Here is a 19,373-nt window from a genome sequence, read left to right on the forward strand (position 1 = left end):
GGTTCACATGGCCTTGTAGGCCCGCGTCCAAGGATACTGGTCTTCCACCAGTTGAAAATATGGCTCAAAATCCTTGGGATTGCCGATCAGCATCTGTACCATCATGGATTTATAAATTTTAGCATCCATAATGAAGGCCTGGCTGGAACGCTGATTCAGCACCAGATGCAAACCGGAGCTGTTCTGCCAAGTCATGCGTCGGGTGGCATTGCCGTCATCAATGACATCAAGCGAGTCAATGGGGGTCTGACGGGATTGTACCGTGATATGTCCTGTTTGCGTATTGATGCCGAATTGCCCCTGAAGCTGCTGGAATTGGCCTGGAGCACCGGTGCCGGATATCAGGTCCCAATTACCGTAAAAACTGATCCAATAGGAAAGACGCAGATTTTCCCAAGATACCACAAAATACTGATCTGGCAGATCTTGCGGTAACTCCAGAGCCTTATGCGCCAAGCTGCTCACAAACTCCGTCGCGTTCTCCGCACCCAAAACGTCCAAGCTTTTCACGGGGTTGTCCCAATAGTAAATGGACGCATTTTGTTGCCGAGATGATTCCCGCTGGGCGTGGGTCACAAAGCGCATAAGCTGGCTGGCCTGCATGGGCGAATGCGCACAGTGCACCCGGGCAAGAGGATAGAGCCAAGGCCCATCATGAGCCCCGCCATCGGCAAAGGTCAGACGTTCGGCATAGTATTGTCCAGCATAACCATAGTCCCACCACTGCCACAGACGCGCATCAGAGGGAATTTTTTCGCGCAAATCCAAGAATGTCTGTGCGTAAACACGGGGCAGCACTGGCACCGGCGACATGCTCCCCATAAGCTCGCCCATGGGCCAGAATACGAGAACGCACATTGCCAGCTGGGCGATCCAGCGCCGCCCCTGGGGCTGCCCGAGCATCCGCATCGCCTCGGCCAGACCAAATCCGAAGCCGGCGCCCAACGCCACGCCGCCAAACATGGCAAAGCGGTTGCCCAGCTTCACGCTGGCCATGCTCAAGCCCAAGAATGGCAACAAAAGAAGAAGCTGCGGCCGCCGGTATACGGCGAGCGCATACATAGCCACGCCTAGAATAAAAAGCCACGAACTGCCCGCCACGCGTACGGCCACCTCACCCCAAGCCAAGTTCTGTGCCTCGCGAACACTCTGAGTAATGCCTGGCAGTTGTAAAGCCGTTTTGTTGCCCACTTCCGTGACACCTTTGGCATATCCGGCAATGGCCTGAAGATAGGCACTAATATTTTTATGCAAGCCAAAATGATAGGAAAGAAACAGGGCAACTACGCCTAGAGCCACAAAAGTGACCTTATGGCGTAACAATTCGGGACGAAAAGTCTGGATACCTGCCAACACCAGAGCGGCGCCAAGGCCGGGCACACCGCCGAAAGTCAAGGCATAGACAGCAAGCAGTCCGGTCCATAGTTCCGGCCAGTCCTTTCTGGGGGCCAAAAACAGACTCGAGAGAAAAGCCATACCCAGCACGGCCAGCAGAATACTTCCGCTTTGACTGTACATGTTCATATTCAGGGCGCCACACGCTCCGCTCAAAAGCAGCAGCACTGAAGACATGCGCGAATGCGGCGGCAGTTCTTCCCCCGTGCACCGCCAGGAGCCACGGGTTCGCGCCATGAACCAGGCGATGAGGAAGCAGGCAAAAGCCAAAGGAAACAGCAAAGAGATCAAATCCGTATCGCAAAATCCAAGCCGCGTACGTACCAAAAAGCCGATACTTGACGCGGACATGACCGCAAAAACCACTCCCCCCTCGGTCAGAAGCGTGGCTCTGGCCAGGAAGCAGGCAGGCAGAGCCATCCAGGGGATGAGCAACACGGGCAGCCAGAAACCGATCACGCCGAGAGGCAATCCCGTTAGTTTGTGTATCCATTGTATCATCTTCGCAAATGTCGACGATACGTAAAACCCCACCCCCTTGGCTCCAGCCAGCCACGCGTAAGCATCGTGAGTGGCCATGAGCGGCTCGGGGCCCACCTGGTAAATATCCGCCTGCCACCCGGCATATTCGATCAGGCGCAGCCCTGCGTTCAGAAAAAACGCCAGAAAAAATGCCAGAAAAAACTCACCGTTTTCCCCCAGCCTCCAGAAAACATGTGATTCTGAAGCACTGCCAGTCACTGCCACAGAAACATTTTGCTTTTTATCTGCCGCCATCACTCGTTTACCTTGTATAATTCCAAGTACTGCCGCACCACATGCTGTACATCAAATTCATCCACGGCTTTTTTCCGACTTTGCATCCCCATCTCCTCACGCAAAGAACGGTCCGCCACTAACCGGCCCATGGCATCGGCCAGAGCCCCGACATTACGTACCGGTACCAACAGGCCGTTCACGCCGTGACCCACAACCTCCCGGCAACCTGCGACATCCGTAGCAACAATGGGTTTACCCGCAGCCGCTGCCTCCAGCAACGTGCGTGGCACCCCCTCCCGATAACTGGGCAACACACATATATCGGCCAGCGCGGTCAATGCAGGAATATCATCCCTGTGCCCCAGCCAGCGAACAACCTGCTGGGCAAGCAGATACTTCCGGCTGGCCGAGGATGGATTTCCTTCATCCACATCTCCCGCCAGCAAAAATACGGCCTGTGGAAAGCGTTGCCGCAAAAGCGCCGAGGCTTCCATATACTCGGCCAAGCCTTTGTGCCAGATGGCCCGCGCCACCATGAGTACGACCATCTGCCCCGGCTCGATTCGCAAATCCTTACGCAGTCCGGCAAGTATTTTTTTACCCACAGCGTCAGGGCGGAAGACCTGCGTATCCACTCCGGAGCTGCGAATGAGACGCGCCTTTCTTCCGCGCACAATATCCCAGGCGGCATAGGCCAACAAATCGTCGCGGTTCTGGAAGACAACTCCCTCCATTATGCGAAAAGCTTGGCGCTGAACAAAGTTCAGCATCCATCGCGCGATGCGTGCCTTGGGAGCCCGGTCCACGTAAAAACTACCCAGCCCTGTCACAGCGCCAAAAATACGTGGTACTCCGGCCAGCCACCCGGCCAGAGCGCCATACAGGTTGGGGCGGAGAGTGAATGTGTGCAGCACCTCCGGGCGCAGCTTTCTCAGGCGGACACACAAGGAGGTCAATGTGCGCAGCTCTAACAGCGGATTCCTGGATTTCCGGCGCAGGAAGTATTCTTCGACCCGCACTCCGGCCTCAGCAAATTTTTCAAAGAACTCTCCGCGCGGACACAGGGCGATCACTTCGTGACCGGCAGCCACCAGTGCGCGCATGACCGGCAGGCGGAACAGGTATAGATTGGCATCCACGTGGGACAGGAAAACAAACCTCACGCCAGCCCCGCCGTGGGGCGCCGCGTCTCTTCCAGCCAAGCCTGGAACATAAGGACATCCCATAAAAGATACGACCAGTTCCGCGCTCCACCCAGATGCTCGGCCCATTTGCGACGTATCGGCTCTGGAGCAAAAAACCCTTCCGCACGCAAACGGCTCTCCGCCAGCAGAGCCTCGGCCCATTCCCGGAGAGGACCGCGCAACCATGCATCCAAGGGTATGCCGAACCCTGCCTTGGGGCGATCCACCAAGGCTAAAGGGACATAGCGGTACAAAACCTGCCGAAGCAGCCACTTGCTCTGCCCGTGTCGCAGTTTCATACTCAGCGGCACTGACCAGGCGAATTCCACCACGCGGTGATCCAGAAAAGGCACCCGCGATTCCAGCGACACGGCCATGGCCGCCCGATCCACCTTCACCAGTATGTCATCGGGCATATAGGTCTGCTGATCCAGATACATCATAACATTTTCCACATCACCCAATTCCCGCCATGGCGCCGGCTTCGCCAGCAAGATTTCCGGTTCACGCGCCCCGAGCATCAAGGCTTCAGGTTCTTTCCAATGGGAAACCAAAGCCTGATAAATACCTCTCGGATCGGCGGCGTCCAGAATTTCCGCCAATTTGTGCATCCTGTCACCGGGGTTGGAATAGCGCCATCCCTTAGGCAACAATCGCATCGCCACTGCGAAAAATGTATCCCAGGAAGATGTGGGAATCCGTGTCAGGAGACGGCAAAATCGCCTTCGGACCGGACGCGGCCAGAAGCGTACGGCATTCCAGATGGAGCGGGTCCAGATGTAACGGTTGTACCCTGCAAAAAGCTCGTCGCCGCCATCACCAGAGAGAGACACGGTCACATGCCGTCGGGCCAGCTCGGCAACCAGAAATGTAGGGATCTGCGACGAATCGGCAAAAGGTTCGTCATAGATGAGCGGCAGCCTCGGGATGACGTCCAGAGCCTGCCGCGCGGTCACATACAATTCCGTGTGATCCGTACCCAAATGAGCGGCTACGGCTTTGGCGTGTTCAGCCTCGTTATATCCGGCCTCGACGAAACCAATGGAAAAAGTCTGTACCGGCCTCGAGGATTGCGCCTGCATCAGGGCAACCACTGTGGACGAATCCAATCCCCCGGACAAAAATGCGCCCAAAGAAACATCGGCCACCATCTGCCCGGAAATGGCCTGCCGCAAAAGTGCGTCCAACTCCGCCACCGCATCGCTGTCTGAGCCGGAAAAAGGCGCAGCCAAACCTTTTCGCGCGACATCGTCAACAGACCAGTATGTCTGCGGGCAGGTATCCGGAGCGTCCTGCGTCACGCATAAAAATGTACCGGGCGGCAACTTGCGGATGCCTGTGTAAATGGAGTGCGGTGCGGGCACGGCATTGTGCCGCATGTATAGAGCCAGTGCACCGCGATCGATGTCCGCGCCGAAAGCGGGGTGACGGCGCAGGGCCTTCAATTCCGAGGCGAATAAAAAAAACCCTCCCTGCCAACCATAATAGAGGGGCTTTTCTCCCATGCGGTCCCGAGCCAGAAAGAGATGTCGTTCCCGTGTATCCCACAGCGCAAAGGCAAACATGCCCACACTATGGCTCAGAGCTTTTTCCAGCCCCCATGACTCAATGGCAGCCAGCAGGGTTTCTGTATCTGAATGGCCGCGCCAGGAAGTATGCCCAAGGAGCTGGCGCAATTCCAAATGGTTGTAGATTTCGCCATTGAATACCAAAATAAAACGCCCTGATGGAGAATGCATCGGCTGTGCTCCAGCCTTGGACAGGTCCACAATGGACAGACGGCGATGCCCAAGTGCAATACCTCCCTCAGCATCCAGCCATACAGCTCCGGCGTCCGGCCCGCGATGCCCCAAGGCCGAGGTCATGGCATCAATGGGGAAAAGGTCACCCGATTGGGAAAAAATACCAACTATGCCACACATGTGTGTCGCACTTCCTCAAATATCTTTTCATATTCCTTGGCGATTTGTCCAATCTCGAACAACTCTTCCACTCGTGCTCGAGCCCGGTTCCCCACAGCAGTTCTTTCTGTAGACGACATAGAGAGCACGTCTACCACAGAGCCTGCCAATGCATGCATATCTCCCACAGAAACAATTCGCCCAGTGTCACCCACAATATATGCCGAATCTCCGGCATTTGTGGCAACGCACGGCACGCCGCAAGCCATGGCTTCGCCCAATACGTTAGGAAACGCTTCTCCATAAGAAGAAGAAACCAACACATCAAAAGAGGCCATCATGCGGGCAATATCTGTACGAGAACCAAGCAGGTGAAGCCGAGCACGCAAACCTGAATCTTCTATCTTTTGACGAAGAGTTTCGTTCTCCCAAGTGACCTCTGTTCCTACGAGCACAAAATGTACATTCGGTCTGGCCTTGGCGATGTGCTGGGCGGCATCTAAAAAGCCTACATGATTCTTTTGTGGATCAAATCTGGCAACAACTCCAACAAGATGTGCATCGGCTGGCACGCCGAGTTCAGCTCGGACAGATTTTCGTGCCTCGGGATCTGGTTTAAAACCCTGTAAATCAAAGCCATTTGGGATAATCTGAAATTTCTTTCTTTGATATCCGAGTTCTACATGGATATCTCGCGCAGCTGCAGAGCAGGAGATAATTCGTTCAGGGACAACTCGGGATAATTTCCCACACAAATTTACCAAAGCTCTTGTTGTCCACTTTGTTTTACTTGCATCTAAATCACTATTGCGAATATTCCAGAGGACAGGGATGTTCGCCATCCAAGCAGCTACTCCGCCCAAAAAATCCGCATGATACATCCAGGTGGAAAGCAGATCGAATTTTTCAGAACGGAGTAAGTAGACCAAACGCCACAAGACAGAGATATCCGGCAGCCCACGCCTCATATGCAGACCTACCACACGAACACCAAGGGCCTCAATCCGGTGAGCCATCTCTCCGCCTGAAATGAGAGATACAACCACGCCTTGCCGTAAACATGAGCTGTGCTTCAGCAGTTTGTACAGCATCATTTCTGCGCCCCCTACGGAAAGGCCGGTAATAAGAAAACAAATTTTCATCCCAAGAATTGACCGTTTTTTCAAAATGAAAATATGGCAAGCTCTACCTAAAACTTAGGTAATACCTAGGTTCAGTCCTCATTAATTGTAAAAATGAAGAAAGCTGGTTAGCTGTGCTCAAAGGAGGATGCAATGAACCAACTTTTCTATCTTTCTGCCGAACAGCTCGAGCGTATCAAGCCTTTCTTTCCACTTTCGCACGGTATTCCACGCGTCGATGACCTGAAAGTCATAAGCGGCATCATTTATGTCATCAAACATGGCCTGCAATGGAAAGATGCACCGCGTGAGTATGGTCCGTATAAAACGCTGTACAACCGTTTTCTGCGCTGGAGCAGGATGGGCGTCTTCAACAATATTTTTACCGAGCTGGCAAAAACAGCCGGAAAAGATGGACGATTGATGATCGATGCCACCCACCTCAAAGCCCATCGCACCGCAGCAAGTCTGCTTAAAAAAGGGCTCTTTCCCGCTGCATCGGACGCACAAAGGGCGGGCTGAACTCCAAACTCCATGCCCTTTGCGACGGCCACGGCAGGCCTCTGGCCATGACGCTCACAGAAGGCCAGGTGAGCGACTACAAGGGAGCCGCCTTGCTTATGGATGCTTTGCCTGAGGCCAGGGAGCTTCTGGCGAACCGTGGTTATGACGCCGACTGGTTCCGTGATGCCCTGCTCGCCAGAGGTATTACGCCTTGCATCCCTCCTGGAAAGAACCGAAAGAGGCCCATCTGTTACGATAAAAATCTGTATAAACAGCGGCATAAGATTGAGATCATGTTTGGCAGGATCAAGGATTGGGAGAATAGCCATGCGTTATGACCGTTGCGCGCATACCTTCTTTTCAGCTCTGTGCCTCGCGGCTTCCCTCATTTTCTATCTCGATTAATGAGGCCTGAGCCTAGAGTATGTTTGCAAACTATCTAATCCAAATCATTGAAGCTGCCAAGTAAACGAAAGAAAGGTTTGAGCAAGCTTTTCATAACGTGTTGCTACTCTGCGGTACTCTTTAATTTTATTGAAAAAGCATTCAACAAGGTGCCGTTCCTTATAAAGATGCCGATCATACCGACGAGGTGTTTTACGATTTGAGCGTGGAGGAATAACTACGGTACAGCCTCTTGATTCAGGGAGTTGAACCAATGGCTCGCTGTCATAGCCTTTATCGGCAATAACAGTGCAATCACGAACCCCTTCAAGTAATTGCGGCGCAACACTGATATCCGCGCATTCACCTCCTGTAAGGAAAAACGATACAGGATTGCCGGGCGCGTCTGCCTGTGCTGCCCCCTTTTGCGCCAGCCGAATGTTTGTGGGCATGGATGTATGTACCATCAATTATCACCGCTTCGAGATCGGGGTCAGACGCCAGAGTGAGAAAGACTGCTTTCCAGAATCCTTTTATCTGCCAACGTCGAAAGCGGGAATATACGGCATTCCATGGACCATACTCTTCCGGCAGGACCCTCTAGGGAGCCCCGGTGCGCAGCAACCAGATGATTACATTTATGAATGTTCGTTTATCTTTGGCCGGACGGCCGCCTTTGGGTGAACCCTCGAGCGGCAGAACGGGCTCAAGCCGTTGCCAGGTTTCATCGGAAATGCCGGTATAGCACATGTCCAAAAACTACACGAATCCACGCTGGTTATAAAGTTTGCAAACACACTCTAGGATTTCCAAAGGCAATGCGCTTCCATCAACGCCCACCGCCTGTCACTCAATGCTCTTCTTTCCGTAGTGGCATTAGAGCATAGCTGCTACTGATTCTCAACAAACCCTAATGTGCACAACAGCCAAGAATGATGCCATATTCTTCGCATATCGAGTAGTGATCCGAAGCCAGTGTTTCAATTCCAGAAACGCATTTTCTACCAGACGCCGGAGGCCATATAGATATTTGCCGTAATCCTGCGGAGCTTACACCTCTTCCGGGGAGGGATAACCGGGTTGATCTACTTTGCTCCAAAAGTTTTCAGCACCTATGCCTTTTCGGCACACCTACAAGCCCATATACAATCAGCAATGTACCTGCAGTAATAGGACGCATCCCATAATTAAAATCCAATTTGATTATGGATGCGTCTGACTCAAACCTATATTTTGTTCCACCCGACAGACGTAGGTACTCCCTTGATGAAAAATCCCCCTCCTCCGGACATAGCCAGCATTTTTTCTGGCTTGTCGACTAAAAAGTCATCACAAGCTTTGGTTGCTCCTGGACATGTTGTAAAGCCATAATCATCACAAAGAATGATTCCACCTTCATTAAGACGTGGATAAAAAAACTCAAGACTTTCTTTTGTGGGCTGAAAGAGGTCTACATCAATATGAACAAAGGAAAATTTTCTGTCTGAAATTTTCTGAAATTTATCTGGAATCCATCCTTTATAAAATATAATATTAGAAAAATCTGCCAAATTTTTACGTACTAAATCCTCCTCATAAGAAAGATCTCCTTTAGCCCAATGCTTTCCATCAACATCAGCAGGACAAGAAACACCCGAGAACGAATCAAAAACGTGATGGGTTCTTTTCAATGTACAAGATGAATTAATCTTACATATAATATATGTTCCCAACCCTCTATATACCCCACATTCTACTGTATCACCATGCACGCTATCTGTCAAACGAACAAGCTGAGAAAGCATCCACCGCCTATCAGTATTTAGACTATCAAGCTCGTCAAACACTGAAAGTATTTTATTAAACCCATCATTATCCCACCACATCATTTGTGGCCACTTAAATCTATATTTCAACATGATAATACGAGCTATTTTTCTTAAAAAGAAAATACGAAACATATCATACTGATCAGTACGAATCAAATAATATGCCGACTTTATTCCTCGAAAGACACGAGTATGAAATATTTTCCTCCAAAAAAAATTATTTCCCGTCATGATTCTTTCTCCACTATTTTTTACAACAAAAAAATAAGTTCGCCTTATATCTTCTCATATTAAGCTTATATAATAAGTCATTTAACCTTGAATAAATCCAAGTTAGAACATTCAGACGCTCACGAGAAAGCCATCCTCTTTTAACAACACTTACACATAAGAATGTATTTTGAAGCATCTCTCTCAAATTATATTTGTTAAATTGCTGAAGATGACCCCATCGATGAAATCTATTTCCACATCCGGGGCAAATTATAATTGATTCGCTCAAGACTTCATCATTTGGCACTGTCCCCATAAAACGTCCACCTTTCCGAAGGACTCTATACACCTCACGAAATGTTTCTTTCAAAACATCTCCCTCAAGATGCTCTAAAACTTCACTCATAATTACTACATCAAAAAAATTATCTAAAAAGGGAATTTTATTTGAAAAGCCTACTCTTGCCTTTTCAATACCGATTATATGCGTCAACTCTTCAATTGCATTTTCACTCGGATCTAACGAATAAATATCCAATCCTTTATGCAGAGCAATCTTCTCAAAAAGTCCACCTCCAATGCCAATATTCAAAACCTTTTCTTTTTTTTTACATCTTGAAGCAAGAAAATGGAGACGTAGATAACTCCCACCAAAAATCGACTTTCCTTCTGCTTGATAGTAGTCCCAAAGTTTTTTTTGTTCCATTCTTACTCCCTACACTTCTACATTGCATCAAAATTAATTCACGTGAAAATTATGGTGACAGGTAAAGCACACTTAGCTGATTCTGAAATCCATCTCCTAAACATAAACGGATAGCGCTCTTGCAATTAATTTTGTCATGGACAATTTACTCCAATATTTTTGCGAAACAGTCTCGATACATCTGTTACGTTCCAGTATGCTATCTCATAATCAAATTTACAACAGAAACGGCTTCTCATGCTGTCTGAATTCAGATAGCGTGGCGACTATGCCGCCGCGAACGAACCGAAAACCACGTTTTTCGCCCAAATAACCTCTACAATCAAATTTAAATTTGATTGCAAGATATGTTCTCGCCATCGATATCAATACAGGCATCATCAAACATTTTTAGCATATTTACTTGAAGAAGCTAACTTCTATCGTTTTCCGTCCAAAACAATCGAGCCTCCTCTCTACCATTTCGAATTGTTACAAGGCTCGCAATAATCAAGATCAGCCCAAGAGCATACATCAGTGTGCTCGTCAACATAAAGGCAGAAACGGCGTAGATCCGTATCAAAAAAAAATTTCCAACGAATTTAACTAGAATCATTATAAAGTATATAAAGATGATTATACAATATCGTCTTGTAGAAAAAAAAAGTTGCAATCCCAAAAAGAAAGAAAAATAAAAAGGGATGCTCCACAAAGAATAAAAAAATACTCTGCCCACATATTTCGTATCAGCTACAGTAAAAGCACCTCGCTCAAAAAAAATTTTAACGATATCATCAAGAAATAATGCACACAGAGATCCCAATAAAGTCCCCAAAATAAATACGATAACCATCCATTGAATTGTAAGTCGAAGGACAAAAGAACTTCTTGCCTGCATAGAAAGAAGAGGGAGCATAGATCGAGCAATCACGATCATTGCAAAAGAGCTCAGCAAAGAAAACAATCTATTTGCATAGTTGAATATAGAAACAGATCCAGTTTCCAAGCGAGCTGCCCAAACTTGGTCAATAATCCCAGGAAATATTGTTAGAGCCTGAATAGCAGCTAGCGGAAACAGCACCCTTGAAAAATTTACCCACTCTGGAGATGAAAAAGCCCAACTTGGACGAAGAGGAATATCTAAAGAAAACAGACAAAAAATTAAAAAAATACACTGCAGGAAAAAGCCAACCACAGTTCCCCATAGTAAAGGGTTAAAAAATATGTTTGAAAATATAAGAGCTAAAAAAATACATATAGAAGGAATTATCTCTGCAAGAGTATTCCAGTGTCGTCCAGCAATAAGAATCAAAGGCGAAAAAAAAGCAATTAGGCAATTAAAAAAAAGAGTCGATAACAGAGGTACATACATATCATCCGCAAGTCGAGCTTGCATTGAGTCAAGTCCCAGAAAACCATGCCCGATTACGAATGAAAGCAGAGCATACACTCCGCCCAGAAGAATAATTGCCCAAAATAATACCCACCCAAAAACCTCAGAAAAAAAAAGCAGTCCTTCCTGCGGAGATCGACGATAAAGCGGAGCTCCAAGAGGGATAACTGCGGTCATTAAAACCCCCCCAATATTACTCCTGGCCAATTGATAATATTGAAAATTAGTACATATATATCCACCATCGGTGAAACGCCGTAACGCCAAGCAACTGCAACTTCTTTTGCCCCACCAATAATTTTTCCTAATAGCATAAAGAAACTAACAAGGAAAAAATTTTTTATCAACTCATAGTGATCTGTGATCTGTCGCGAGCAATGCAGATAAAACTTATTCATTTTTGAAGATTGATTGCCCAATCCAAAAACTCTTTTAAATTTTTTTCCCACTCGTAATTCTCCCAAAAACGTTCATACCCACGCCGAGCTATAGACACACGCTCCTCTTCGTGTACAGAGTAATAGGCCATAACCTCAATTGCCTCTTCTATTGAATCATAGTAGATAGCTTCTGTCCCATCCTCAAAAATAAACTCGTGAGCACTCGCTCCACCCTTATCACAAACCATCATCATGCCATGTGCAGGAATTTCATACATACGAGCGTTTCCTGTTTCATAACATGCATCAGAAACATGCATATTAAAACCTATCTTTGCATTCCAATACAATATTTTACGCTCTATATCTGTAAGGGAATGAACTCTATACGGATATATTTTCCTCCCATAAAGACAGCGCAAAAATCCTTCATATCCCTTAAATTTCCATCTCCCGTAGATATTTACCCTCTCCTTAAAATATTTTTTAATTTTTATTAGCCTATCTATTTTCATTGGATGTGGATTTCCAACATAACAAATATCAATTTTACGTCGCCTAAAAAACTCTTCATTATCTTCTTGTGGCTTTTCAAATTTTGAAAAAACAAGAGGAAACCAACGAGCAGGCTTCCCCCAACGACTAAATACATCCTTAAATAGAAGGTCATCAATGTAGCTTGGAGAGATATAAAATGCCCCGTCAAAAGCCCATAAACAAGGCAAATCCCTCCGCAGAGTTGAATAAGGATCATCTATAAATCCAAGAATTTTGATTGGTTTTTGCAGATACTTCCACCAAACCTCGGGATGAATAAAATTATATGTAGACATGACAATTAAATCATAATCTTTAAATTCATCCACAAAATCCTTTATCATCTGCATATACTCAATATTTCTCTCTCGATACAGTCGATCTATTCCACCAGCATCCAGTAAAGCACACCGATAATTCCATCCATGAACCCCAAAGCGAAACAGATCCCCTAAACCCCAATGAGCAAAACGGCTAAAATATTTTAATGGATCAAAAGATTTCAGTCTGTATCCATGGAAATTTTCCATCGCTGGAAAATTAAAAAGGCATACGTTTTTCATATTAAATACAAGGGCTATAATTTTACACATTCAACATTTAAACTAATTAAAATTCCATTTTCCTTATCCATGTGAGGGATATAAGCCTGAGAAAAGTCATCCACATCTGCATGTTCAGTTTCCCGCCAATCATACCGCTGAATCTTTCCAAATCCAGCAGAAGCAAGGACAGCGGACAGGCTCTCGAAGTCAAATACATTATAGTGTATATTATAAAGATAATCCTGTTTTCCAAATATTGGGCCAACAATCTTTGAGATGTCCTTATATCGCCTATAAACTTCACAAAGCTTTTCAAAATCAGGGACAGCAGTACGCAACACTCCATTTTTTTTAAGTACACGATACCACTCCGAAAGGACAGTCCCAACCTCCCTTCTTTTGAAGTGCTCAAGAACATGACAATTATATATTATATCAATACTTGAATCAGGGATGAAAGACAGATGGTCAATTGTTGAAACATGATCAATATGTGGATATTCTATCGCATCTATATGAATATATCCGCCAATGTATCTTTTCCCGCATCCAAGATGAAGCTTCATGAGATAATCCTTTATTTTCTGACTAAGAAAATTTAAAAATGGCATTAATCGATGTGTCCATTTTTACAAAATTCAGCACTTCTTCGATGGAAATTATCTTCTGCCCATCTTCAAAATATCCGGTGTAACCTATATTTGCTAAGAGATAAAATATCTCTTGAACCGAATCTCCCTGTTCCATTAGGGTATACTGACACAGTTCGATAAATACCACTGGGCTAAATACAGAAAGTGCTTTTTGAGCTCCTTGGAGAACTTTTAGATCATATCCATCTGTATCTATTTTTATGAGGTTCAGCTTACCAATCTTATATTCATCAACAAATCTATCTATTGATACTGGCTCCGAAAAGCTACATTCTTCTTCTGCATATACGGCAGGACTTTCAGAATCTAATTTCCAGCTTGAACGTATCCTCTGCCTTGGTACGCTTAGCTCTCCATTTGTAACAATATTTTGCAATAAAGTAATATTCCCACTAAATTCTTTGTTCAACTCCACATTTCTTTTTAATTTTGACATCGCAAAGTCTGTTGGCTCAAAAGCATAAACATGCCCAGATTTTTCTACAATTCTGGACATGACTAATGTATGAGCCCCTACATTGGCCCCAACTTCAATAACAACATCTCCACTTCTTAAATTGTCGCGCAAAAATTTTAATGTTTTTGGCTCCCAACCACCAAGAAATATATTGAAATCAATCGCTTCTGTTAAATCAATGCCATACTTAATTCCTCCCCTAGAAACAACCCTATAGGGGAATATCCTTCCATAAACTGTTAATAATTTAAGAATATATTTTCTAATCCCTAAAAAATTTATAATTTTTTTTAATATATCTACTATCATTATCCCCTCACAGAAAAAAATTATTCATCTTCGAAAAATATGCGTAGTCTCCTTAACTCCGCAAGAACACTACATTACCTGCCAATATGGCCGCTGTAAAAGCATTTTTTTTGACTCATCAAATTCTTCTCCCGTCACAACCAACACTCGCAGTTTACGCCGGGTTTTTTCCTCGGTGATGCGTATGTAATCTTCCAAACAAGCGGAATCCACCTCGCCCACGAGGAGCAGATCAATGAGCCCCGAGTCCTTGCCCTGAGCGTAGTCGTCGAGGATATACACGGCCTGAATCTGGCCCAGGCTTTGCCGGACTTCTTCGATGACCCGGTCAATTCCGAGACTTTTTTTCACAATGGAATGCAGCTCCGGGAAAAACGGATGCCCCGTATTGGCACGAAAGAACAAGGATCGCCCCTGCTTCTCCCGGGTCAGATATCCAGCGTCAGCCAAGCTATCGAGCTCTGTTTTCACTGCATGGGGAGAAACAGAAAATTCCGCAGCCAACTCCCGCAGATAACAGGACACATCGGGATTCAAAAAAAGCTTCAGGAGGAGCTGGATACGCGTCTTGGACGTGAAAAGCTCAGACAACATACTTTTGTGTACAATTTATCTGAACAAAAATCAAGCACAGAAGTAGCAATATCTTCCCCGACCCAGCTTTATTTCTGTAGCCTTCCCTTATAATCGATCCATTGCTAGGCTCAGGCCTCATTAATTGTAAAAATCAGAAAAGTTGGTTAGTTGTGCCCAGGGAGGACGCCATGAGCCAACTTTTCTACCTTTCTGCCGAACAACTGGAGCGTATCAAGCCCTTCTTTCCACGTTCACATGGTATTCCGCGGGTCGATGACCGGAAAGTCATAAGCGGCATCATTTATGTCATCAAACATGGCCTGCACTGGAAAGACGCGCCGCGCGAGTATGGCCCGTACAAGACGCTGTACAACCGCTTTTTGCGCTGGAGCCGGATGGGCATCTTCAACAATATTTTTACCGAATTGGCAAAAACAGCGGGACAGGATGGCCAAGTGATGATCGATGCAACCCACCTCAAGGCGCATCGAACCGCCGCCAGTTTGCTCAAAAAAGGGCTCTTTCCCGCTGCATCGGACGCACAAAGGGCGGGCTGAACTCCAAACTCCATGCCCTTTGCGACGGCCACGGCAGGCCTCTGGCCATGACGCTCACGGCAGGCCAGGTAAGCGACTACAAAGGAGCCACCCTGCTTATGGATGCCATAGATGCTTTGCCTGAGGCCAGGGAGCTGCTGGCGGACCGTGGTTATGACGCCGACTGGTTCCGTGATGCCCTGCGCGCCAGAGGCATTACGCCCTGCATCCCGCCCAGAAGGAGCCGGAAGAGACCCTGCCCGTACGATAAAGATCTGTATAAACAGCGGCACAAGATCGAGATCATGTTTGGCAGGATCAAGGACTGGCGCAGAATTGCCATGCGTTATGACCGCTGCGCGCATACCTTCTTTTCAGCTCTGTGCCTCGCGGCTTCCCTCATTTTCTATCTCATTTAATGAGGCCTGAACCTAGATAGTGTCGTCAAACTATGAATAATATGGCAACACCTCTTCATGTATGACAGGAGGGGCTATGTACGCACATCGACGACACGATATTTCTGACAGAGTTTGGGAAAACATACAGGCGCATCTCCCTGGCAAAAAGGGGAGCGTTGGTCACCCGGCCGGAGACAACAGGCTGTTTATTAACGCGGTGTTCTGGATATTGCGGACGGGAGCGCCATGGCGTGATCTGCCTCCTGACCCTGGGGACTGGAAAAATACCCGTCGCCGGTTTGCCGTTGGCGTGACCGGGGTGTTTGGGAAAAACTCCTTGAGGTGCTCATGGCTGAGCCTGACTATGAGTGGCTGATGATTGATGCGAGCCATTGCAAAGTGCATCCCCATGCTGCCGGAGCGGTTGGCGGCAACCAGGCGATGAGTCGCACAAAAGGGGGCTCAACACCAAAATACATCTGGCCGTGGATGCGCATGGTATGCCGCTCAGAGTTGCTGTTACAGAAGGTACCAGAGCTGATTGCAAGGAAGCGTGCGCATTGATTGACGGCTTGAGCGCGGAGATGCTTTTGGCTGATCGCGGATATGACAGCAATGAACTTACAGACAAGGCTGTTGAGTCCGGCTGCCAGCCCGTCATCCCGCCCAGAAAGAATCGCAGGGAGCAACGCGATTATGACAGAGAACTGTACCGTGTACGGCACCTGGTCGGGAACGCCTTTCTTCACCTCAAGAGATGGCGTGGCATCGCCACGCGTTATGCAAAACGAAGCCTCTCCTTCCTTGCCGCCGTGCAAATCAGGTGTATCTCATTGTGGGCAGAAATAATTTGACGACACTATCTAACTTGGGGTGGTTTACAACTTGGCAAAGCACACTTTTGAAAAGGACGAGAATTTCGCTTCAACCATAGGCACGAAGATATCCACAAGCTTACCGCCAAACTACTCAGGCAAAACCCCACTCTACCAGACATGACCTTCTGTAATCCAGATTCTGCGAGGCAGAACCATTTTCGGGTTGATTTCAAAGACACCAGGGCAACAAATAAGTTTTTTTTGGTTCAAAACAATCTGTTATTGAGCCATAAAAAAATAAATATTAATAAAAACAAACTGATGACAATGAAGGAACGCCTTGTGCATAAAGGTACAAACGACAGATGTCGTCCACACTTGCGACTATCGCTTGTTCGGAAAAAATCCAGAATTGGAGTTACGAGCGTGATTCTGTCTGCCTCGGAAGAATTGAAACTAGACGTCCGGAAGCTCATTTATCCCGGCAAAAATTTACTTCAAAGGGACTGGATAGGGCATACAGGGTCCATTTTTCACTTGTCTGCCAGACGAAGTGAAACACCGCTTGTGCGGCGCCCTCGATCTCCATACAGTAAGACGCTCCTTGTGAAGGGGGAAAAAGAACTGCGGAAGATGCAGGCCGACCCTGGAGGATGGAGATGACGCGCCCGGGCCTGAATGCACTCGGCTTCGAGCTATCTCCACAACGCGAACTGTCCATAATGCGTCACTCTGCATCACCGCCTCATCCCCCGCCATTTCTCCTTTTCTTCACAAGTTCTTTTTTCTGAGATTTCTGTCGAGAGTTCTTGAACATTAATTTTTAAATTTGAGTGTATTTTCTCGTAAGCATTCTGTTCTCCGAGCGTAAGACCGTTAAAGAAAATAGGATTTTTTAGATTGGGGAGAAATAGTGCATGAAAAATCATCTTACAATATGGCTGCATAGGAGAAATTTATGCTGAAAAAAGTATGTCTTGCGATATTGGATCACTTTGAGAGTTATATCTGTCAAGTACTTCTGGTTTTTTTTGTCATTACGCTTTTTTTGCAGATCATCATGAGAGCCCTGAACCATCCCTTGGCCTGGTCGGAAGAAGTATCCCGCTATGCCTTCCTCTGGTTCATTCTTTTCGGGGCCTGTTATGCTACACGCCTCTGTGCCCTGAACCGGGTGGCTCTTCAATTCGCGAAGTTTCCTTCGTGGGTCGCTACGTACTGCATGTTGCTCAGTGACATCATCTGGCTGGCTTTTGCCTTGATTATGGCTTGGTACGGCTACTTGGCCTATCAGGACCTCGTGGAGTTTCCCTACTACACTCCGGCGCTTGATTGGGATTTGAGCAAGGTGTTTCTGGTGTTTCCGCTCAGCTTTATCCTGATGGCCATTCGCATCATTCAGGTCAACGTCATCAAGTTCATTCTGAAAGAAGAGATTGCCGACCCTGATCAGGCCGCCCTGGAAGAGAGCGCTACGACCCTGTTGACGGAAGAAGAGGAAAAAGCATGAACGCCATGTCCCCCAACGAAATAGCCGTTGTTCTGTTTGCCGTATTTACCGTGCTGTTGCTTCTGGGCAGCCCAATCATGGTTGCCTTGGGCATCGCCGCCATGGCGGCATTTTATATGGTCGGGACCGACTTGGGTGTCATGATACAGATGGCCGCCTCATCGCTGACCTCTTTTCCATTGATGGCTCTTCCCTGTTTTGTGCTGGCCGGTTCCCTGATGGAGTGCTCCGGTATTTCCCGCAGACTGGTTCGTATCGCGGAAAATATCGTCGGGCCCATTCCAGGGGGGCTGGCTGTGTCCACCGCTCTGTCCTGTGTGTTTTTTGGTGCTATTTCCGGCTCCGGACCCGCGACGACCGCCGCCGTGGGTATGCTGATGATTCCGGCCATGATGCGCCGCGGATACGACGGCGGTTACGCGGCCGCGGCCACGGCTACCGCTGGCGGCGTCGGCATCATCATCCCGCCGAGTATTCCCATGGTCATTTATGGTGTCGCGGGACAGCAGAGTATCTCCAAGATGTTCATGGGCGGAGTCATCCCAGGAATGATGATCGCAGTCGGGCTTAGCCTCATGCATGTTTTCATGTGCCGCAATCTCAAGACCAAGGGGCTGGAATGGTCCATGGGAGCGTTGCTGCGGGCCATCAGAGACGGCATGTGGTCCATTCTGGCTCCGGTAATCATTCTTGGGGGAATTTACGCGGGTATATTCACGCCCACGGAAGCCGCTGTGGTGGCCATATTTTACACGCTGTTCATCGGATTTTTCGTTCACCGGGAACTTACCCTGCCAGGCCTCATGAACTCTCTGAAAACGACATCCTGGCTGACCGGGCGTGTTCTGGTCATTGTCTTCACGGCTTACGCCTTTGGAAGGATCCTGACCGAGTACAGAATTCCCATCGAGATCGCCAACTGGATCCTCGAATTCACCAAGCAGGCTTACGTTGTCTGGTTCATGGTCGTCCTGCTGTTGCTCTTCCTTGGGATGTTCATGGAAACCCTGGCCATCATCCTGCTGGTGACACCTGTTCTGCTCCCGATCATGCAGGCTTACGGCGTTGACCCCATCCATTTCGGTGTGATCCTCGTCTGCTGCTGCGGAGTCGGTTTTTCCACACCGCCTCTCGGCGAGAACATGTTCATAGCTTCGGGCATAGCCCACGTGTCTCTCGAACGTGTAGCGCTCAAGGCTCTGCCCTTCGTCTTTGTCAATATCTTCGTCATCATGGTGCTGATTGTTTTCCCCGACTTGGTGACGTGGTTACCGAACATGCTGAATGTGACCGAATGATAATCC

General features: G+C 47.6%; 15 protein-coding genes and 4 pseudogenes. 5 read left to right on the forward strand and 14 right to left on the reverse strand.

Translation table 11 applies throughout. From position 1 onward, the window contains the following. Positions 1-3: 3 nt before the first annotated feature. From AXF15_RS02595 to AXF15_RS13285, 4 genes are read right to left on the reverse strand one after another with little or no spacing between them, the layout of a single operon-like run. Entirely contained in the window at positions 4-2,172 is a 2,169-nt protein-coding gene (locus tag AXF15_RS02595) for an STT3 domain-containing protein (protein WP_066602924.1), read from the reverse strand. Beyond that, the gene (locus AXF15_RS02600; protein WP_066602925.1) at positions 2,172-3,317 is read right to left on the reverse strand and encodes a glycosyltransferase family 4 protein; all 1,146 of its coding nucleotides are present in this window, start codon (positions 3,315-3,317) and stop codon (positions 2,172-2,174) included. Before AXF15_RS02600 ends, AXF15_RS02595 begins: the two co-directional genes overlap by 1 nt. After that, a complete protein-coding gene (gene asnB / locus AXF15_RS02605) occupies positions 3,314-5,260 on the reverse strand; it encodes an asparagine synthase (glutamine-hydrolyzing) (protein ID WP_066602929.1) in 1,947 nt (648 codons plus the stop codon). The genes AXF15_RS02600 and asnB overlap by 4 nt, the downstream gene beginning before the upstream one ends. Continuing rightward, positions 5,248-6,381: a glycosyltransferase gene (locus AXF15_RS13285; protein WP_083517815.1), complete on the reverse strand. Its 1,134-nt coding sequence runs from the start codon at positions 6,379-6,381 to the stop codon at positions 5,248-5,250. The genes asnB and AXF15_RS13285 overlap by 13 nt, the downstream gene beginning before the upstream one ends. Before the next feature lie 132 nt (positions 6,382-6,513). Here AXF15_RS13285 and AXF15_RS13290 point away from each other — a divergent pair. Next, positions 6,514-7,269, forward strand: a pseudogene (locus AXF15_RS13290) (IS5 family transposase). Positions 7,270-7,313: 44 nt separating this feature from the next. Here the strand turns inward: AXF15_RS13290 and AXF15_RS14810 are convergent. From AXF15_RS14810 to AXF15_RS02650, 10 genes and pseudogenes are all read right to left on the reverse strand, one after another. Next, a complete protein-coding gene (locus tag AXF15_RS14810) occupies positions 7,314-7,700 on the reverse strand; it encodes an IS5 family transposase (RefSeq protein WP_417926396.1) in 387 nt (128 codons plus the stop codon). Then, positions 7,612-7,998, reverse strand: a pseudogene (locus AXF15_RS14815) (IS5 family transposase). The gene AXF15_RS14810 and the pseudogene AXF15_RS14815 overlap by 89 nt, the downstream one beginning before the upstream one ends. Positions 7,999-8,148: 150 nt before the next feature. Further along, positions 8,149-8,333: pseudogene (locus AXF15_RS14470) on the reverse strand (IS5/IS1182 family transposase); the annotation flags it as partial. Positions 8,334-8,474: 141 nt separating this feature from the next. Then, positions 8,475-9,287, reverse strand: a complete 813-nt coding sequence (locus AXF15_RS13300; RefSeq protein ID WP_083517816.1) for a TylF/MycF/NovP-related O-methyltransferase — start codon at positions 9,285-9,287, stop codon at positions 8,475-8,477. A 13-nt stretch (positions 9,288-9,300) separates the two neighbouring features. Beyond that, positions 9,301-9,975 (reverse strand): class I SAM-dependent methyltransferase, encoded by a 675-nt coding sequence (locus tag AXF15_RS13305; protein ID WP_083517817.1) that lies wholly within the window; start codon positions 9,973-9,975, stop codon positions 9,301-9,303. A 412-nt stretch (positions 9,976-10,387) separates the two neighbouring features. Further along, the gene (locus AXF15_RS13310) at positions 10,388-11,524 is read right to left on the reverse strand and encodes a lipid II flippase MurJ (RefSeq protein WP_083517818.1); all 1,137 of its coding nucleotides are present in this window, start codon (positions 11,522-11,524) and stop codon (positions 10,388-10,390) included. A 217-nt stretch (positions 11,525-11,741) separates the two neighbouring features. Further along, complete coding sequence (locus tag AXF15_RS13315; protein WP_169793579.1) at positions 11,742-12,827, reverse strand: glycosyltransferase family protein; 1,086 nt, start codon at positions 12,825-12,827, stop codon at positions 11,742-11,744. A 14-nt stretch (positions 12,828-12,841) separates the two neighbouring features. Further along, positions 12,842-13,375: a class I SAM-dependent methyltransferase gene (locus tag AXF15_RS13320; protein ID WP_083517820.1), complete on the reverse strand. Its 534-nt coding sequence runs from the start codon at positions 13,373-13,375 to the stop codon at positions 12,842-12,844. Positions 13,376-13,397: 22 nt separating this feature from the next. Then, positions 13,398-14,228, reverse strand: coding sequence for an FkbM family methyltransferase (locus tag AXF15_RS13325; protein ID WP_083517821.1), 831 nt, complete (start codon positions 14,226-14,228; stop codon positions 13,398-13,400). A 69-nt stretch (positions 14,229-14,297) separates the two neighbouring features. After that, a complete protein-coding gene (locus AXF15_RS02650) occupies positions 14,298-14,732 on the reverse strand; it encodes an ArsR family transcriptional regulator (RefSeq protein ID WP_335338898.1) in 435 nt (144 codons plus the stop codon). Positions 14,733-14,992: 260 nt separating this feature from the next. On the opposite strand from AXF15_RS02650, the gene AXF15_RS13330 reads away from it, so the two are divergent. From AXF15_RS13330 to AXF15_RS02675, 4 genes and pseudogenes are all read left to right on the forward strand, one after another. After that, a protein-coding gene (locus AXF15_RS13330) for an IS5 family transposase (RefSeq protein WP_236884806.1) occupies positions 14,993-15,759 on the forward strand; the annotation gives its coding sequence in 2 pieces (ribosomal slippage) (positions 14,993-15,326 and positions 15,326-15,759; 768 coding nt in all). Positions 15,760-15,835: 76 nt separating this feature from the next. Then, positions 15,836-16,595, forward strand: a pseudogene (locus AXF15_RS13335) (IS5 family transposase). Positions 16,596-17,517: 922 nt separating this feature from the next. Next, the gene (locus AXF15_RS02670) at positions 17,518-18,069 is read left to right on the forward strand and encodes a TRAP transporter small permease (protein ID WP_066602964.1); all 552 of its coding nucleotides are present in this window, start codon (positions 17,518-17,520) and stop codon (positions 18,067-18,069) included. Beyond that, positions 18,066-19,367 carry a TRAP transporter large permease gene (locus tag AXF15_RS02675; RefSeq protein ID WP_236884807.1) on the forward strand — a complete coding sequence of 434 codons (1,302 nt, stop codon included), beginning with the start codon at positions 18,066-18,068 and terminating at the stop codon, positions 19,365-19,367. The genes AXF15_RS02670 and AXF15_RS02675 overlap by 4 nt, the downstream gene beginning before the upstream one ends. Positions 19,368-19,373: the final 6 nt, after the last annotated feature.

The sequence above is a fragment of the Desulfomicrobium orale DSM 12838 genome (genome assembly GCF_001553625.1).
In the GTDB taxonomy this organism is placed as follows: Bacteria; Desulfobacterota; Desulfovibrionia; order Desulfovibrionales; family Desulfomicrobiaceae; genus Desulfomicrobium; species Desulfomicrobium orale.

What these genes read in the sequence shown, in the direction of transcription:
- AXF15_RS02595 (WP_066602924.1), bottom strand. Translation starts at nt 2,172, where the DNA reads ATGGCGGCAGATAAAAAGCAAAATGTTTCTGTGGCAGTGACTGGCAGT.
- asnB (WP_066602929.1), bottom strand. Translation starts at nt 5,260, where the DNA reads ATGTGTGGCATAGTTGGTATTTTTTCCCAATCGGGTGACCTTTTCCCC.
- AXF15_RS13285 (WP_083517815.1), bottom strand. Translation starts at nt 6,381, where the DNA reads ATGAAAATTTGTTTTCTTATTACCGGCCTTTCCGTAGGGGGCGCAGAA.
- AXF15_RS14810 (WP_417926396.1), bottom strand. Translation starts at nt 7,700, where the DNA reads ATGCCCACAAACATTCGGCTGGCGCAAAAGGGGGCAGCACAGGCAGAC.
- AXF15_RS13300 (WP_083517816.1), bottom strand. Translation starts at nt 9,287, where the DNA reads ATGACGGGAAATAATTTTTTTTGGAGGAAAATATTTCATACTCGTGTC.
- AXF15_RS13305 (WP_083517817.1), bottom strand. Translation starts at nt 9,975, where the DNA reads ATGGAACAAAAAAAACTTTGGGACTACTATCAAGCAGAAGGAAAGTCG.
- AXF15_RS13310 (WP_083517818.1), bottom strand. Translation starts at nt 11,524, where the DNA reads ATGACCGCAGTTATCCCTCTTGGAGCTCCGCTTTATCGTCGATCTCCG.
- AXF15_RS13315 (WP_169793579.1), bottom strand. Translation starts at nt 12,827, where the DNA reads ATGAAAAACGTATGCCTTTTTAATTTTCCAGCGATGGAAAATTTCCAT.
- AXF15_RS13320 (WP_083517820.1), bottom strand. Translation starts at nt 13,375, where the DNA reads ATGAAGCTTCATCTTGGATGCGGGAAAAGATACATTGGCGGATATATT.
- AXF15_RS13325 (WP_083517821.1), bottom strand. Translation starts at nt 14,228, where the DNA reads ATGATAGTAGATATATTAAAAAAAATTATAAATTTTTTAGGGATTAGA.
- AXF15_RS02670 (WP_066602964.1), top strand. Translation starts at nt 17,518, where the DNA reads ATGCTGAAAAAAGTATGTCTTGCGATATTGGATCACTTTGAGAGTTAT.
- AXF15_RS02675 (WP_236884807.1), top strand. Translation starts at nt 18,066, where the DNA reads ATGAACGCCATGTCCCCCAACGAAATAGCCGTTGTTCTGTTTGCCGTA.